Source organism: Rummeliibacillus pycnus, assembly GCF_050459865.1.
GTDB classification, from domain to species: domain Bacteria; phylum Bacillota; class Bacilli; order Bacillales_A; family Planococcaceae; genus Rummeliibacillus; species Rummeliibacillus pycnus_B.
This window is the reverse complement of the sequence record NZ_JBCMNM010000088.1, coordinates 1-17247: the sequence shown is the minus strand read 5'-3', so window position 1 is coordinate 17247 and position 17247 is coordinate 1. Positions and strand designations below refer to the sequence as shown.

At 35.0% G+C, this 17247-nt stretch carries 15 protein-coding genes and 1 other annotated feature; of the genes, 8 read left to right on the top strand and 7 right to left on the bottom strand.

Going from position 1 to position 17247, the window contains the following annotated elements; translation table 11 throughout:
• Window positions 1–121 precede the first annotated feature (121 nt).
• The 3 genes from ABE048_RS17120 (at window position 122) to ileS (ending at window position 7601) form a co-directional block, all read left to right on the top strand.
• Window positions 122–1651: a long-chain-fatty-acid--CoA ligase gene (locus ABE048_RS17120; RefSeq protein WP_430312484.1), complete on the top strand. Its 1530-nt coding sequence runs from the start codon at window positions 122–124 to the stop codon at window positions 1649–1651.
• A gap of 79 nt (window positions 1652–1730) precedes the next feature.
• Window positions 1731–3422, top strand: coding sequence for a long-chain-fatty-acid--CoA ligase (locus ABE048_RS17115; protein WP_430312483.1), 1692 nt, complete (start codon window positions 1731–1733; stop codon window positions 3420–3422).
• An 814-nt stretch (window positions 3423–4236) separates the two neighbouring features.
• Window positions 4237–4478 (top strand) — a binding site (T-box leader).
• A gap of 60 nt (window positions 4479–4538) precedes the next feature.
• Window positions 4539–7601, top strand: a complete 3063-nt coding sequence (gene ileS, locus ABE048_RS17110; protein ID WP_430312482.1) for an isoleucine--tRNA ligase — start codon at window positions 4539–4541, stop codon at window positions 7599–7601.
• A gap of 125 nt (window positions 7602–7726) precedes the next feature.
• Here ileS and ABE048_RS17105 read toward each other — a convergent pair whose 3' ends face one another.
• Window positions 7727–8104 carry a hypothetical protein gene (locus ABE048_RS17105; RefSeq protein ID WP_430312481.1) on the bottom strand — a complete coding sequence of 126 codons (378 nt, stop codon included), beginning with the start codon at window positions 8102–8104 and terminating at the stop codon, window positions 7727–7729.
• Window positions 8105–8560: 456 nt separating this feature from the next.
• Between ABE048_RS17105 and ABE048_RS17100 the strand changes: the two genes are divergently transcribed.
• From ABE048_RS17100 to ABE048_RS17090, 3 genes are read left to right on the top strand one after another with little or no spacing between them, the layout of a single operon-like run.
• Window positions 8561–8779, top strand: coding sequence for a helix-turn-helix transcriptional regulator (locus tag ABE048_RS17100; RefSeq protein ID WP_430312480.1), 219 nt, complete (start codon window positions 8561–8563; stop codon window positions 8777–8779).
• Window positions 8776–9138: a hypothetical protein gene (locus ABE048_RS17095; RefSeq protein ID WP_430312479.1), complete on the top strand. Its 363-nt coding sequence runs from the start codon at window positions 8776–8778 to the stop codon at window positions 9136–9138. The genes ABE048_RS17100 and ABE048_RS17095 overlap by 4 nt, the downstream gene beginning before the upstream one ends.
• A 13-nt stretch (window positions 9139–9151) precedes the next feature.
• Window positions 9152–9430 carry a DUF3784 domain-containing protein gene (locus tag ABE048_RS17090; RefSeq protein WP_430312478.1) on the top strand — a complete coding sequence of 93 codons (279 nt, stop codon included), beginning with the start codon at window positions 9152–9154 and terminating at the stop codon, window positions 9428–9430.
• A gap of 200 nt (window positions 9431–9630) precedes the next feature.
• On the opposite strand, the gene ABE048_RS17085 is transcribed toward ABE048_RS17090, so the two are convergent.
• From ABE048_RS17085 to ABE048_RS17060, 6 genes are all read right to left on the bottom strand, one after another.
• Window positions 9631–11112, bottom strand: a complete 1482-nt coding sequence (locus tag ABE048_RS17085; protein ID WP_430312477.1) for a sodium:solute symporter family protein — start codon at window positions 11110–11112, stop codon at window positions 9631–9633.
• Entirely contained in the window at window positions 11112–11309 is a 198-nt protein-coding gene (locus ABE048_RS17080) for a DUF3311 domain-containing protein (protein WP_430312476.1), read from the bottom strand. The genes ABE048_RS17085 and ABE048_RS17080 overlap by 1 nt, the downstream gene beginning before the upstream one ends.
• Before the next feature lie 124 nt (window positions 11310–11433).
• Complete coding sequence (locus ABE048_RS17075; protein ID WP_430312475.1) at window positions 11434–12300, bottom strand: nitrilase-related carbon-nitrogen hydrolase; 867 nt, start codon at window positions 12298–12300, stop codon at window positions 11434–11436.
• Window positions 12301–12339: 39 nt separating this feature from the next.
• Complete coding sequence (locus ABE048_RS17070; protein WP_430312474.1) at window positions 12340–13956, bottom strand: amidohydrolase; 1617 nt, start codon at window positions 13954–13956, stop codon at window positions 12340–12342.
• Between the two features lie 346 nt (window positions 13957–14302).
• The gene (locus tag ABE048_RS17065) at window positions 14303–15454 is read right to left on the bottom strand and encodes a pepsin/retropepsin-like aspartic protease family protein (RefSeq protein ID WP_430312473.1); all 1152 of its coding nucleotides are present in this window, start codon (window positions 15452–15454) and stop codon (window positions 14303–14305) included.
• Window positions 15455–15564: 110 nt separating this feature from the next.
• Complete coding sequence (locus ABE048_RS17060; protein WP_430312472.1) at window positions 15565–15753, bottom strand: DUF4017 family protein; 189 nt, start codon at window positions 15751–15753, stop codon at window positions 15565–15567.
• A gap of 183 nt (window positions 15754–15936) precedes the next feature.
• On the opposite strand from ABE048_RS17060, the gene ABE048_RS17055 reads away from it, so the two are divergent.
• Complete coding sequence (locus ABE048_RS17055) at window positions 15937–16107, top strand: hypothetical protein (RefSeq protein WP_430312471.1); 171 nt, start codon at window positions 15937–15939, stop codon at window positions 16105–16107.
• A 151-nt stretch (window positions 16108–16258) separates the two neighbouring features.
• A complete protein-coding gene (locus ABE048_RS17050; protein ID WP_430312470.1) occupies window positions 16259–17191 on the top strand; it encodes an aminoimidazole riboside kinase in 933 nt (310 codons plus the stop codon).
• The last annotated feature ends 56 nt before the right edge of the window (window positions 17192–17247 follow it).

Sequence of the window (17247 nt, the reverse complement as noted above, 5' to 3'; positions counted from 1 at the left end):
ATTGAAGCCAAGCCCGTGGAAAGCGCCGTCTGTGGCGGAACATCCAAATCTGAATAAACGAAAATGGATTTATGAAAAATGATTCAACTGAGAAAAATACAATTTAAAGGAGTATAGCCTTATGTATATCGTTGAAGCTTTGGAAAGTAATGTATTGAGACACCCATTAAAAGAGGCCTTACTTTTTCAAAATCGCCAATACACATATGAAGCGTTTAATAAAGCTGTAAACAAACTAGCTAACGGATTAGTAGAAAACGGTGTAGATAAGGGTGACAAAGTAGTACTTATGATGAAAAACTCAGATTACTTTGCCATCACTTATTTTGCTCTTGCTAAAATTGGAGCTGTCATCGTTCCTATGAATTTTAGACTATTATCCAAAGAGATTGCATATATCGTTCATAATTCTGATTCTAAACATATCATTACAGATGTTGAATTCGAACAGGAGATAGTAAAAATAATTGGAAGTGATCTGGAAATTGAAAATTTAATTTCTGTTCCAAATTCTATGCATGCTGCTTTTAAGTCCTATAATCAAATACTTTCAGAAGATGATTCCAACCCTGATATTGAAATTTTAGGAACTGATGATCTAGCAATCTTATATACTTCGGGTACAACTGGTCATCCAAAAGGAGCAGTATTTGATCATGAACGGATTAAACAATTAATGTATCAATTTATCATTTCACTAAATTATCATCCGAATGAAAGATTTCTTCATTTTGCACCATTATTCCATAGTGCACAATTGAATATTTGTTTACTTCCTCAAATATATATTGGTGGTTTTGGTGTTATATATGATAACTTTGATCCAAAAACAATTCTACATGATATAGGACGATATCAAATTACATCTATGTTAGCAGTACCAACGATGTATAATGCTTTTTTGCAAGTTCCGAAAGAAAATGATTTTGATTTTTCATCAATCAATAAATTTATGTATGGTGCAGCACCAATGTCCCAAAATGTTGTAAGAAAGTGCATTGAATATTTTGGTTCAAATAATTTCTATAGTTTATGTGGTCAAACTGAAACTGGTCCTGCGGGAATCATTTTATATCCAAATGATCATGAGAAGCATGCAGGCATGTCTGGGAAAGATAGCACTATGTTTACACAAGTTGATATTGTGACACCTTCTGGAAAATCGGTGAAAGTAGGAGAAATAGGTGAAATAATCGTGAAGGCACCATCAAACATGAAAGAATATTATAAAAACCCTGAAGCTACACATAAAACCATGAAGGATGGATGGATCTATTCAGGAGATTTAGCTGTACGCGATGAGGACGGCTATATTCTATTAGTCGATCGTAATAAAGATATGATTATTTCTGGCGGAGAAAATGTTTACTCTATAGAAGTAGAAAATGTTATTGCAACTCATCATAGTGTAGCGGAAGTAGCGATAATTGGAACGCCGGATCCTAAATGGGGAGAGGTTGTGACGGCAATTATAGTTACGAAAAGAGACGAAGATTTAACAGAAAAAGAAATAATAGAATTTGCAAAAGAAAATATTGCTGGATACAAATGCCCGAAAAAAGTAATTTTTGAGGATAAATTACCTAGGAATGCATCAGGTAAGCTATTGAAATATCAACTGAGACAAAAATACAATGTTATAGAAATTTAAGCGGAATATGTTAATCAGCTTTTAATTTGAAGTAGTTATCAATGTCACTTTTTGTGAAAAGCCGAGGAGGAATAAATCTATGAGATTAGTAAAAGGTTGCCCATCGACGTCTATGAATGACTATCACTTAAATACAACGACAATGATTAAACATACAGTTCGAAACTTTCCAAATCAAGAAATATTATTTAAGAAAAATGATCAACTCCATCGTTACACATACAGAGATGCATTCAATCGAATGTCCAAAATTGCTAACTTCCTTGAAAATCAATTAGGTGTCAAACCAGGTGAAAGAATTGGAGTTCTTGATTGGAATACACATCGACATTTCGAATTATATTTTGCCATTCCAGGAATTGGAGCAACCCTCCTCCAAATGAATTTACGTATTTCAACAGAAGATCTTACGTACGTTACAAATCATAGCGAAGCTAGCTATATTTTTGTAGATGAATCGTTAATTTCAGTTGCGGAAGCAATCTTACCTAATCTCAATACAGTAAAGGGCTTTATAATCATGTCTGATAAACCTCTTACTGAAATCGAAACAACTTTATCTCCTATTTATCATTATGAAGATGTCATAGCAAAAGAAAAGGCGAATTATGACTGGCCAATAATAGAAGAAACCACTGCTTATGGTGCAGCCTATACATCTGGGACAACAGGAAAGCCTAAAGGAGTGTATTATTCACATCGCAATATTTACCTTCATACATTGGCGGAAGCAGCTTTAGTAGGGGTAAATAGTAATGATTGCTTATTGGTAATTGTTCCGATGTTCCATGGTCAATCATGGGGGCTAGTTCATACAGCAACGATGATGGGAGCGAAGATGATTTTCCCGGGACGTTATGCAGCTGAAGATACTTCACCTCTTGTTGATTTGATGATTGCAGAAAACGTTACAATTTCAGGAGGTTCACCTGCGATCTTCCTTCCAATGTTACATTATATAAAAACGCTCGATAAAAAGCCTGATTTGAGTAGAGCAAGATTTTTGTCAGGTGCATCAGAGCCGCCTGTTTCCTTAATGAAAGGCTTTAAAGAGTTAACAGGTGCAGAAATTATTCATGCTTATGGTTCAACAGAAACGACGCCATTAGCTGCTATTAATTATCATCTAAATCCAGCTTTAGTTGGCACATTAACAGATGATGAAAAATGGGATATACGAAGAAAGCAAGGTATCCCTGTTCCTGGAATTGATTTGACTATTTGCGATCCTGAAACTGGCAAAGAAGTACCTCATGATGGAATTTCTGTAGGTGAAATCTGTATAAAGGGTCCTTGGATAACCGGTTCATATTACAATCATCCTGGTAGTGAGAATAATTTCCGAAATGGTTACTGGAGAAGTGGTGATGCTGGCACAATTGATGAGAATGGCTATTTGAAAATCGTCGACCGGATCAAAGATGTCATTAAAAGTGGGGGAGAATGGATCTCTTCAATCGATTTAGAAAATGCGCTAATGGGGCATCCAGATGTCCTAGAAGCAGTTGTTGTCGGCATTCCGCACGATAAATGGCAAGAACGGCCACTTGCACTAATCGCCACAAATGGACACAAAAATATTCCAAAAGAAGAATTTGAAGAACTCCTAAAAGACAAATTCTCAAAATGGCAATTCCCAGATCAAATCCTATTTATTGACGAAGTTCCAAAGACCAGTGTGGGGAAATTTGATAAGAAGAAAATTGTGAAGATGTATGAAGGGCTTTACTTGAAGGCTTCGGAAGAAGTGACTAGCGAACATAATAGTTAAACATAGTAGATCAAGTATCTTTTAGGAGAAAAAACAATAGTAATGGAAGTTTTAAGATATGTAGCGAATCCTATTGCCTTCATAAAAATTTCTGAGAAAGCTCTTTAATTTATCAATTACTAAAACATGGGATATTGAACAAGAGTTATACTCTTGCTTAATATCCCATGTTTGTTATCAGAAGACTTATAGAATTTTTAATAAAAATCCTACCGTACCTTCCATTTACTTTGTTTGTCTAATCTATCTCTGATATCCAATAATAAGCTGATGATGAAACCGAGTAAAGCAACAATAATTAAACCTAAGGGATCCATAAGAGCCAAACCGTAACTTGCAAGAATAAGGTAAATAATAATGCACGAACAAAGGATAAGTAATGAAATAGCGAAATTTCTTTTCATAATTTCCACCTCTATTACCAAATATATCATATAAATCTATGGATAGTATATAGAATTAATATTAATGTCATCACCATTAAAAGATCACCTGAAAATTTATAAAAAAAATCTGGTATAGCTATCTTTGTTGATGTGGAATTAGCGAAGACTCCTGAGGAAAGCGAGACAGTTGAGACCCCGCAGTGAACGATTAAGGAACGGAGTCTAAGAACGCCACGTCCTGTGGCAACGACTCCGTGACCAACATCCTGTTGCCCCGAGGAGGCTCAACGCTCGCCCGCGGAAAGCGAAGCTAATTCCACATCATACAGAAAACAGATTAATACTATTACTATTTGATTTGAAATATGATTTTGAATAATTTGACTTTTAAAAGGGATTCATTTATTATAATGAACTAATAAAAGCATACAAAGTCGTGGAAGAGAAAGAGTAGTTATTTGCGTTGATCAACAGAGAGCTGATGTGTGGTGTGAATCAGTGTTCAAACAAAAAATGAAAATCGTCTCTGAGATAGTTGGCTGAATAGACAGTAAGTCAACTCGGGGTTCTACCGTTAAAAGGAACGCGTATGATTGTACGTCGCTGAGTGCTATTGAGATCGGATTTATTCAATAGAATTAGGGTGAACGCGGGTAACACCGTCCCTTTCTTTGCGAAGGGGGCGGTGTTTTTTGTATGCCTTTTATACAATGTATAGGAGGAATTACAGATGAAAGAATCAGCTTTTGAACGAGAAACTAGGGTAAGAGAACGTTGGCATGACGCACAAACATTTCAGAAGTCCGTTATTAATCGAAAAGGTAAGAAACCCTTTGTTTTTTACGAAGGACCACCTACAGCAAACGGCATGCCACATGTTGGTCATGCGTTTGGTCGTACAGTGAAGGATATCGTATCACGTTATAAAACGATGCAAGGATATTATGTGGAACGTAAGGCTGGTTGGGATACACACGGCTTACCCGTAGAGCTTGGAGTTGAGAAGGAACTCGGCATCTCGGGTAAACAAGAAATTGAAGAATATGGTGTCGAGGAGTTTATAAATAAATGTAAGGAATCCGTTTTTCGCTATGAACAAAAATGGCGTAGCTTTACTGAACAATTAGGCTACTGGATTGATATGGAGAATCCTTATGTAACACTCGAAAATGATTATATCGAATCGGTATGGGCAATTCTTAGCCATGTTCATAAATCTGGAGAGCTATACAAAGGCCATCGCGTTTCACCATATTGCCCAAGTTGTCAAACATCATTGAGTTCACATGAAGTGGCACAGGGGTATAAAGATGTAAAAGATTTATCAGTAACAGCAATGTTCAAACTAGTTGGAAAAGAAAATGAGTATTTCCTTGGATGGACGACGACTCCTTGGACATTACCTGCGAATGTGGCATTGGCGGTACATCCAGATTTAACTTATGTACGTGTGCAACAAGAAGATAAAGTATTCATTGTCGCTAAAACATTAGTGCCAAAACTATTTGGTGAAAATGCGATGATTTTAGATGAAAAGCTTGGAAAGGATTACGAGGGAACAAAATATGTGGCACCTCTTCATTTTGTTCAAGTTGAAAAAGGTCATGAAGTCGTGTTGGCAGATTATGTGACTGAATCATCTGGTACTGGTGTTGTCCACATCGCACCTGCTTATGGTGAGGATGATTATAAGGTTGTTCAAAAAAATAAACTTTCCTTTGTTAATGTTGTGGATGGGCAAGGTCGATATACAAAAGCAGTTCCTCCACTAGAAGGACGATTTGTAAAAGATTGTGATGTAGACATTATTAAAATGCTTGCAGAACGAGGAGTATTGTTTGATAAGGAAAAATATGAGCATAGTTATCCGCATTGCTGGCGCTGTGATTCACCACTTCTTTATTACGCCACAGATAGTTGGTTTATTAAAATGTCCGATCATCGTGAGGAATTATTGAATTTAAATTCAGAAGTGGATTGGTATCCTCATCATATTAAGGACGGTCGCTTCGGAAACTTCTTAGAAAATGTAATCGACTGGAATATTAGCCGAAATCGTTATTGGGGGACGCCATTAAATGTTTGGCAATGTGATGATTGCGAACATGAGGTAGCACCAGGGAGTATGGAGGAGCTAAAGCAGCTTTCAAAATATCCTTTAGAAGATATTGAGCTGCATAAGCCTTATATCGACGAGGTTGTATTTTGTTGTCCAAACTGCTCTGGAGATATGCATCGTACTCCTGAAGTGATTGATGTATGGTTTGATAGTGGCTCTATGCCATTTGCGCAGCAACATTATCCATTTAATCAGGACATTAAGTTTTCAGAGCACTTCCCAGCAGATGTAGTTATCGAAGGTATTGACCAAACACGTGGATTTTTCTATAGTCTTTTAGCAGTTTCTACCTTATACAAGGGAAAGGCACCCTATAAAAGTGTATTATCCCTTGGTCATGTGTTAGATGGTGAAGGACGCAAAATGTCAAAAAGTAAGGGGAATGCGTTAGATCCGGTTGAAATGATACAGGAGTATGGAGCAGACGCACTTCGCTGGGCATTTATGACGGACAGTGCACCTTGGAATCCAAAGCGATTCTCACATAAAACAGTCCAGGAAGCGAAATCAAAATTTATTGATACTCTTGAAAATGTATTTCATTTCTATCAGTTATATGCGAATATAGATGGCTTTCAATATGATGCTGGAAAACAGGGTGTCCGGACGAAGCTAGATGAATGGATTCTTTCTCGTATGAATCATACAGTTCAAATTGTTGAAAAGGCAATGGAGAAATATGATTTTACACTGGCAAGTAGAGAAATTGGACAGTTTTTGGAACAGATAAGTAACTGGTACATCCGCCGTTCACGTGCTCGTTTCTGGGCAAATGGACTATCTGACGATAAGGTCGCTGCATACAGTACCTTATTTGAAGTATTAACAACTGTAAGTATGCTTGCAGCACCATTTACACCTTATATTACAGATGAAATTTATTCCACGCTGACAGGGGAATCAGTGCATTTAACTGATTATCCAAAAGTTTATGAAGAGGCAATTCAGCTTCAGTTAGAGAAAGAAATGGACGCTGTACTGAAAATTGTGGAACTTGGTCGAAGAATTCGGAATACAGAGGGCATTAAAGTAAAACAACCTTTAGCCACAATGAATGTAGTTACACCAAATTCAGGACTCGAATCATATTCAACTATTATTCAGGATGAATTAAATATAAAGCAAATTCAATGGGTGAATAGCTTAGATGAATTCCTAACTGTCGAGTATAAGCTCAACTTCAAAACAGCCGGAATTGCATTCGGCAAAAATGTGAATAAAATTAAGGAACTTGTAACACATCTTGAAGAAGATCAGAAAACAACCTTCAAACAGGAAGGAAAGCTTAAATTAACCGTAGATGGTGCAATGTTGACATTACTTAGTGAACATATTATTCAGGATGTTCATGTACCAGAAGGATTTGCTTTAGCAGAGGAAGAACAATTTGAAGTCTTGGTAGATGTTCGATTAACAGAGGATTTAAAACAAGAGGGTCAAATTCGTGAACTAATCCGACAGGTACAGGAAAAACGAAAACAGCTGAACCTACCAGTCGAGCAATATATTGATTTAGCATTTAAAGGTAACACAGAAGTAGTTGAAAAATTTGAAGAACTATTAAAAGACTCACTATTAGTTATCAACCTTTATTACAATGAAGGTATTGAAGTAAAGGCAACTTTTGAGGTGAAGGTAGATGGTGAAAAGGTACAAGTGGGATTGGTGATGTAGAAGGAGCTAAGAGAAATATGCTCTCGGTTCGTACCGTAAAGAAACTCGAAGAATTACGAGTTTCTCTACGGTCTTTTTTTTAGGTTTTGTAAAATATTATTGTATTCAATGTCCTCTTTTGGAAATTACTTGTTTATTTCTTTTAGAATATTGGGAACAAGTTCCTTTTTAAAAACAAACTTGAAAGATTGATTATCTTTTAGTGTTATTTGAACTGCTCCATTTAGAAGACCATTTGCATCTTTACATTCAGTTATATCAGAACGATGAATTCCAATAGCGAGCTGAATGTCCAAATTTATTTGTTGTTTATAGACAAGTAATCTTTGGTCTGTAATAGCTAATACAATTGGCATATTCTCTTTTGTAAGCCAAGAAATTTCAGGAAGAAGCTTCATTACCCAATTAGTAGGGGCAGTTCTTCCAGCGATGACATCAATAATTTGTTCGTTTAGTTCTAAATCTTGTTTAACTTTTTCTTGATATTTTACAGCGACACTCATTTTTTGACTCCTCCCAAATTGTAATCTATTTTTAATACGTTCTAAGAGAACGATTAGTTTCATATTTAAACCAACTTAAATAATTGTCAAGATATTTGGTAGCCTAACCATTAATCCTTTGCATCAAACCTTTTAATCGGCTGTGGTAATTAAAAACAAGATCTACCTAATCGAGTATCAAAGACAATATATAAGAAGAATGTTCGATTTTCATAAGTTATTTCATAACTCGAGAATTTACGATAAGGGCGGAAATACGCAGTAAATTCAAGTAGAAATCAATTTGTAAATTGTTGCAAGTCAATTTTCTTTAAGAAGAATTGTCGTGTATATATGACAAAAGTAAATTATATGTTACAATTCAAATGATAGTAAATTTTTACATTTATAGAAATCTTATTGCGAAACATAAACAAAGTGACATCGAACTTTTATTTTTTGAAAGGAGGCCTTTGATTGAAAGAAATTCAAGTAAAGAACAATGTTAAAGTCAGAAGAATTGAAATGGGAAATTTAACACAAGGGGATTTAGCGAAGCTTATTGGTGTCACGAGACAAACAATGAACTTAATCGAAGCACAAAAATATAATCCAACTATTAAGGTGTGTTTATTAATTGCTGCTGCATTAGGTACATCAATTGAAAAATTATTTTGGATGGAGGAGGAAGTATGACTAAGTTATTCACATATATACCCATTCTTTTCTTTATTATCGTGCTGGCGTTTCTTAATAATTCTTTTATAAAGTGGGTACTTCTCGGAGGTATAGTATGTTTAATTGTATTTGCTAAATATAAGCGAAGTAATATGCAAAAAGAAGAAATAGAATTCGATGATCGAGTGAATGCCAACATTTCAAAGTGGTCATTACGTTGCATGTTTTTGTTAAATGCTTTATTGATTATTATTTTATTTATTGATAATCAAGGGATTTTAAAGATGGAATACGATGTGGATATGATTTTATTGTATCTGTTGTCAACTCTTTTTATTCCGTTCTATATTGTACCTGCAATTATCAAACACTATTAGGAGGTTGATTTAAATGGAAATGAATTTAGTATTAATAGGTGTAGTCTTTCTAGTATTGGGTTATTTAGTAGGTGTTAAAAAACATACGTGGCTATTAGCAGGATATAACGAAAAAAGAGTAAAAGACAAATTCAAATTAGCACGATTAGTAGGTAGTACAATGGCGATTCTCGGCATTTTGCTATTAATTTGCGGCTTAATCGGCATCAAACAGACTGAATATTTAATTATGTTTACGGTAGCTATTTTATTAATGGAAGTTGTTTATGTTAATGCAAAGATGGTGGAATAACCAGAACTATTCGTGAAATAGAATAATATCTATTAAAAAGCTGATAATGAAAGTTAAGTCATTTTTTTATAGACTTTATTTTCTTTTAGATCATGTGATATCGAAGCTTTGAAATCTGATAGAACAAAATTTGGGCGTTTATTCATCTATGTGAATAAACGCCCGATTTTTAAGATTATCTCTTTAGTAATTGATATATATTATGCTGCAAGTGTATCAACTTCTTCATTCTCTTTCACTACTAAATGTTTAGTTGCTAAACTTACGATAATTGCTACTACAAAATTAATAATCACAGCAATCATACCCGTACTGATGTCATTAATAACGTGTGGAATGTTCGGGAAGAAGTCGATTAGTTTATGAGCTGTGATAGCTCCATATAGGACAACCCCGACACCTGCGAAAATGCCTACCATCACACCAAACTTATTCAGAATGCGTTTTTTATAGAAACTAAAAATTAATGCTGGAACAAGTTGGGTGATCAAGCTGTATGACATAATATTTAAGATTGCTAGTGCATCTCCTCCAGTAATGGTGAAGATAAATGCCACAAGGATAATAGCAAAAACAAAGATTTTTGAAGCCATTAACTGTTGGCGATCAGTTGCCTTTGGTTTCACAAGCCTGTAAAATCCAGTCATTAAACCAATCGAAGCAGACATTAACATAACAGATGCCGGTACTAATGCGGTCAGTAAGCCTGCAGCTCCAACAATACCTACAATCCATGGATCAAATGTTTGAGTGGTCAATCGAAGCAAGGATAGATCACCTTCAGCACCTTGTAATCCTGGAATTTCGATAATAGCCGCAAATCCGATGAAAAATGCGAATAAGAGTAATAGTGTATATAAAGGTAAAGTAATGGCATTTTTCTTCAATGCTTTGGCACTCTTAGATGACAATACAACTGAGAAGGTATTTGGCAATAAATAGAAACCAAACGCATTTAACACAATCGTTGAAATAAACCATGAAATACTTAAACCTGAAGCAGAGAGAGTTAAGCTTTCTGGTTTCACTTTTTCGACTGCCTCAAAAAGAGGTTGTACACCGCCAAAGTAATGGAATGGAATATAGATGCCTAAAAAGATGATCACTCCTAAAATCATGATATCTTTTAAAACAGCTGTCCATGCAGATCCATGGATTCCCGAAATAGTGACGTACACTGTAATGATAATTGCACCAATTGTACTAGCAATAACTGGGCTAATTCCTCCGTATGAAGCCTCCGACACAATAATTCCTAATCCTTTTAATTGTATAACAATATATGGAATTAATGCGATAGCACCCAAAAATGAAACAACTAATCCTAATATCGGACTTTTATATTGGGAAGCAAAATATTCTGGCTGAGAAATAATATGATTGTCTTTTGCATAGTTCCAAATCTTTGGAGCAATCCAATAAGATAATACGTAAGCTAAACAAATATATGCTGGAACATAGAAAGCAGCAGCACCATTTGAATAGGCCCAACCACTACCACCGAGGAATGTAAAAGTAGTATAAACCTCTCCTGCAATTAAAAGGAAAATGAATAATGTACCAAATCCTTTATTACCAACGGCAAATTCATCGACATTCATTTTCTTTCCATGTGTCGCTCGGATACCAAGGAAAAGGGCAATCGCTGCAAAAGCAAAGATAATAATTAATGCTATATTCATTATTCCTCTCCTCCTTGGTTTTCAGGGTCAAATTTATACACAATTGCTAACACGAGTGACGATATAATCATCCATAAGATAATCCAGAATAGGAGAAATGGTAAACCAAGTACATAAGGTTCTATTTTATTTGCAAAAGGCAAGCATAGACACATTCCAATAAACGGTATAAGTAATAACAGTTTAATGTTATTCATAAAATCCTCCTTTGAAATTGACTTTTATATCGCACAAAAAGGTAGTTATCCCCCCAGCCTTCACCGAGAAACAATGGTAAAGTGGGGGGATTGCTGGTAATAATCCTGATTTCAACTACAGGTTTCAATTGATTGGAGCTTCTAATTTATAAATATCTTTTCTACGGATACGATCTTTATAAGTTGTTGCAGCGCCACTTTTGCGATTTTCATAAAGATCTTCAAGAGATAATTCAGCTGTAACGACAGCAGTTTCATTACTTGAAGCCTCTGTAATCACGCCATTTGTTGTCCAGGGCAAGTCAGCAGGTCCAATAATGGCAGTAGTCCCAAAACCGTTATGAATCGGTCCTGGGATTTCTCCAATCGTAGGGCAGTGAACTACGTAGAGTTGGTTTTCTATACTACGTGCATGTGCGCAATGACGAACTCTCCAGAAACCATATTCAGTGAAAGTATAGGACGGGCAAAAGATAATATCTGCCCCTTTTTGACTGTAGATATGTGCAATTTCTGGAATCTCCATTTCATAGCAAATGGCAACACCAAATGTTACTGGTCCGATGTTAAATACTTCTAATTCATCACCCTCAATGGTGTCCCAAGCAGATTCAGCAGGGAATATATGTGTCTTTCGATGTTTCATTACATTGCCTTCACCATCAAAAATAAAGGCTGTGTTGTAATGACCTTGACTAGTTGGTTCGAGTGTAGAACCTGCAATAATTACTTGCTTTCTTTTATGAGAAAGCTTTTTAAAAAACTGAATATACTCTTCTAAAAATTCACCTAGTTTCTCATTATCTTTTTCAGTAAATTGATCGTAATTTTTATAAGTTGTTAGTAAAGACATCGTAAATAATTCTGGTAAAAGTACATAATCACTTGAAAGTGGCACATCGTCAAATGCTCGTAAAATTTGATCTTTAAAAGTAGCGAAGGTATCTACTTTTTGCAATTCAAATTGGCAGGTAGAGACTTTTATTGACATATGAGACCTCCATTCTTGTACTAGGAAAATCGAAATTCGCTAAATATTCGTTTTTGAACGTTCGAATAGAGTCTCGCCATCCAGTACAGTTAATTCAACTTGAATATCTTTCAATTCTTGTGGAGGAGTTTTCAAAATACTTCGGTCAAGTACAATGACATCAGCTAGTTTACCTGGCTCTAAACTGCCCTTGATGTCCTCCTCAAAACTTGCATAGGCACCGTTATAGGTATACAAACGAATAGCTTCGAGAACATCAATTTTTTGTTTTTCACCAAATGGATTTCCATTGGCTGTAACACGATTGACTGCCTCATGAATTCCGATGAACGGATTATAGGTTGTAACAGGTGAGTCTGAACCAGCAGCAGCAATAATTCCTTGATCGATAAAGTCACGTGCAGGGTACATATAGTCCGTACGTTCACCGTAGTTTGTTAAATAACTTTCACCAAATTCATATGGGAATGGTGGATTTGGTATAGGAATCATCTTTAACTCTTTCATTCGTTCCTGTAAATCTGGGCTTGAAATACCAGCATGTTCGATACGATGACGATGGTTTTCACGAGGATTTTCTTTTAAAGCTCGTTCGACAACATTCAAATACAACTCAATTGCCTTATCACCCTGTGCATGTACGGTAATTTGATAGCCTAGTTCATGTGCTTTACCAAGGACTTCATAAATTTCATCCTCTGTGTAATAAAGAATTCCATGATCTTCTGGATTACTTGTATAACCTTCACGAGTTGCAATTGTTGGGCCAGTACTACTTCCATCTGTAAATAATTTAGCAGGGCCCACTTTAAAGAACTCATTTCCAGTTCCAGTCACAACACCTGATTCCATCATATTTAATGTGAACTGCGTACAGTCATTTAAACTAGCGATTACTGCATAGACTCGAATTTTTAGGTCGCCTTTTTGGGAGGCTAGTTGCAGAGAACGGAAACTTTCTTTTGTAAAAGTTCCAGCTTCGTGAACACTTGTAATGCCAACTTCTAAGAAATGTTGTTGAGCAATTTGAATCGCTTGATCGATCTCTTTATTTGTGTAAGCAGCTTGTTCATTTAATTTCATATAAGCGTTTTCAATTATGCGTCCCGTTAATTTACCTTGAGCGTCTTTTTCAATAACGCCTCCTTGGGGATTTGGAGTTGTTTCATCAATACCAGCAAGTTGTAAGGCAACTGAATTGACCACGCCAATATGGCCACAAGTTCGTGTAATATTTATCGGATGATCTGTTGAAATGGCATCCAATTCTTCAAGAGTAGGATATCGTTTTTCTTTCACTGTATTTTCATTAAAACCCCATGCACGTATCCATTGTCCCTTTGGTGTATTAGCAGCTCTTTCTTTTAATGCAGTCAAAATCGCATCGATTGAGTCCATGCCCGGTTCTTTACAGCTGATGTTGAGCTGAAAAGCACCATACATAACCAGATGTAAATGAGCATCAATAATCCCAGGGAGCAGTGATTTTCCATCCAAATCAATTACTTGAGTAGAATCGCCGATAAAACCTTTCATCTCATCATTTGAACCAACTGCCAATATTTTATTATCAGAAATTGCTAGAGCCTCTTGGATAGAATCTTGTCCATCAACAGTAATTACTTCACCATTTAAAAATACAATGTTTGCTTTCATCAATATCCTCCTATAAATTAGATTGAAAATTCAGAAAATGTTGTTTTCTATTTGTTTATTTTACTAAAAATAGATCATCTAAGATATTTACAAAAGGTAATAAAATCTTATGTTTTTTGGACAAAAAGTAAATAGGAATGTTCAGGTTAGAATAGGATAGCTTTAAAATGGATCTAATAAAATAAAAGCTCATACATGATATATAAGAACAAATAGAAAAAGTGTGTTTTGATAAAGAAGGATCAAAACATGCTTTTATATTTAATATGGTTTATACCTAATAAGGTCCTTAAAAATTAAATTTCCTACTTATATCTGATATGTCGAATCATCCTACTTTTCTTTTTTATTGGTGCAAGCTCAAACTTCTATTCGCATAATCAATAATCATACGCCCATCCTTCGCAATATCACTCCCAAAAACTCCATCTAGCTTAAAGAAAGTAGCATAATCTGCTAACACATTACTCACATTGTGTAAGATGATAGGTTGATCCTCATTTGGATAGATGATTAAACTTTCTATGCTATCTATTTCTTTTTCTTTTACATCACCGATGCCTCCAGCATGTATTAATCTTTTTTCAATTTTAAGGTTACTAATTTTCGATAGGAGTGGTTGTCCAAAATGGGTCTTACTTGCCCCGGTATCTAATCCGAAATACAATGGGACTTGATTCTTTGCTTTAACTTTCAAAATCGGATATCCACAGAAGAAAAGGTTGTTCTCCAAATTATCTTTTCGTTTTGGTTTCTGAATCGTCACTTGGTTCAGTTGATAGTCAATCTCCAAACAAATATGTTGTATGATATCCCATCCAATAATTCCATCAATAATCATTACTTCTTCCGTATTAGGATTATGAATCTTTAACAAATCATCCGACAACACCAATGTTGGCTGGTTTTGAATCAAGAGATCCTTTATAACAATTGAATCGATGAAGGCCAAATCAGTACTAAAATTTTGATTAATTGAATTTCCAACTTGAAACTCGTTATCTTTAATTGGGCTTATATGACAGTCTTTTGCAATAGAATTGGAGATAACGGTCATCCCTGCACCTGTATCCAGCCAAAACCATTTTTTATTCCCATTAATGATTACCTCAATCGTTGGGGAGCCAGAGATACTTTGTTTCATAGGTATACATATTTGATCGATTGAAAAAGAGAATGTCGTTTTTTTAGACTGGTTGCTACACGCTCTAGCGATTAAGCGATTGGTTTTTTCTATGCTTGGTTCATCAAGAAGACCGAGTAGCTCAATTTGTTTCCAGTCGGATTTAGCAAAATAAAGATCAAATAATAGTTTAGAACAGTTATTTCGGAATATAGGATCATGAGAATTCAAAAATAATAAATGTTTCAAACTCTCTGTAGCTAAATCATCTTTTCCTTCTGTAATTAACTTTAAAGCTGAAGCAAATTTTGCTTGTTCATCATTCATTTCTAAGTCAGTAAATTGAAACATTTCCAATTCTTCTATGAATTTCAATTGATTTACCCCCAAATATATAATTTAATATTCTGATAATTACTTTACCAAAAAAAGGTTGCAGAAATATAGCAAAAAAAGGATAGCCAATGCTATCCTTTGAAATTTTCTTATTTGTTTGCACGTTTTCTATTAATATAAAAGGTTACGAAAGCTACAACAATTAAGATGGGAATTGCATAAATTTGTCCAACAAGTAATTTCCAACTGACCGTATAATAACCATCAGATGCAGGAGCTAAGATGGTTATTATACAAACAATCAAATAGGCCAATATTGGTGGCATTATTGTTTTCAATAGGTTCAGCGCATTTCTTTGTACTTTTCAACAACTATTGAATCGTCCTTTAACTTTTATTTTATTATAGAACTTTAAGAGTGTTACTAAAAATTACTATATGGTATTCCTCATGCGATAATTAGAGAAGTAAGCTATAATAAGAAAGCATAAAAATGAAACAGTTTAGGGAGTCATATCAATATGGGGATTTTAAAATTAGAAAATATTGAATTAATGTTAGAAGACGCAAAAGAAACATTGAAGCAATTGCAAGTTTCAAAAGAGATAGATCCAACTACAGCTGAATTGATTCAACTTACCAAAGAACAAATTGAAGAGCTTGAAGAGATGAAAAAAGAGTTAAGTGAGTAGTTGTATATAAAGGAGAATAGCTTTGCACAATAATACGTGTATGGCTATTTTTTTTGTCTTATTATGGAATATTATGGGTATATGAAAAATCATAGAAACTTGAACTACCTAGGTGAAAGTAAATACTTGAAAATGAAGGAGGTACTAATATATGAACGGTGTTTTATGCTTAGGAGAAGCGTTAATTGATTTTATTCCACTGGATAATGACAATTTAACATATCAAAAAGCTCCAGGTGGCGCACCGGCAAATGTATCTGCTGGTGTTGCAAAGCTTGGAGGAAAATCGACTTTTCTCGGTAAAGTCGGAGACGATGTACTTGGTTATTTTTTGCAGGAAACTTTAGCGAATTATGGTGTGAATACCTATTCGATGATTTTTACCAAAGAAGTCAGAACCGGCATAACATTTGTGTCCTTGGAACCTTCAGGAGAAAGACATTTTAGTTTTTACATAAACCCAAGTGCGGATCAATTTTTGAAAAAAGAAGAACTAAATGCATCATTATTCAAACAACATAAGATCTTTCATTTTGGCTCGATTTCGCAAATAAATGAACCTTCTAAATCGGCAACTTTTGAAGCCATACAGGTGGCAAAAGAATCTAAAATGATAATTTCCTACGATCCAAATGTTCGCACAAGCTTATGGGAATCCGATGAACAGGCCAAAGAAACTATACTTTCCACCATTTCTTATGTCGATATCCTAAAAATTTCTGACGAAGAGCTATTCTTTTTAACAGGTTGTAGTGATTTACAAGAAGGGATTCTTTCTTTACCTAAATTACCGCTAATTTTAATCACATTAGGGTCTGAAGGATGTATGTATTGTTTTAAAGATCATATTGGAACTATTCATAGCTTGAAATGCCAGCCCGTCGATACAACCGGAGCAGGTGATGCTTTTGTTTCAGGAATGCTCTACTCACTAAATGAATCCGCCGAAACTCTAACAGATCTTTCTGAAATAGAAATAACCGAGATGATCCGTTTTGCAAATATTTCAGGTGGTTTATCCACCACCAAAAAAGGAGCCATGACCGGTCTACCAACTTTGAAGGAAATTGAAGAACTTTTGTAGGCGAATCAATTTCATAATGCAAAATTCATATAAACTAGCATGATGTGGAATTAGCT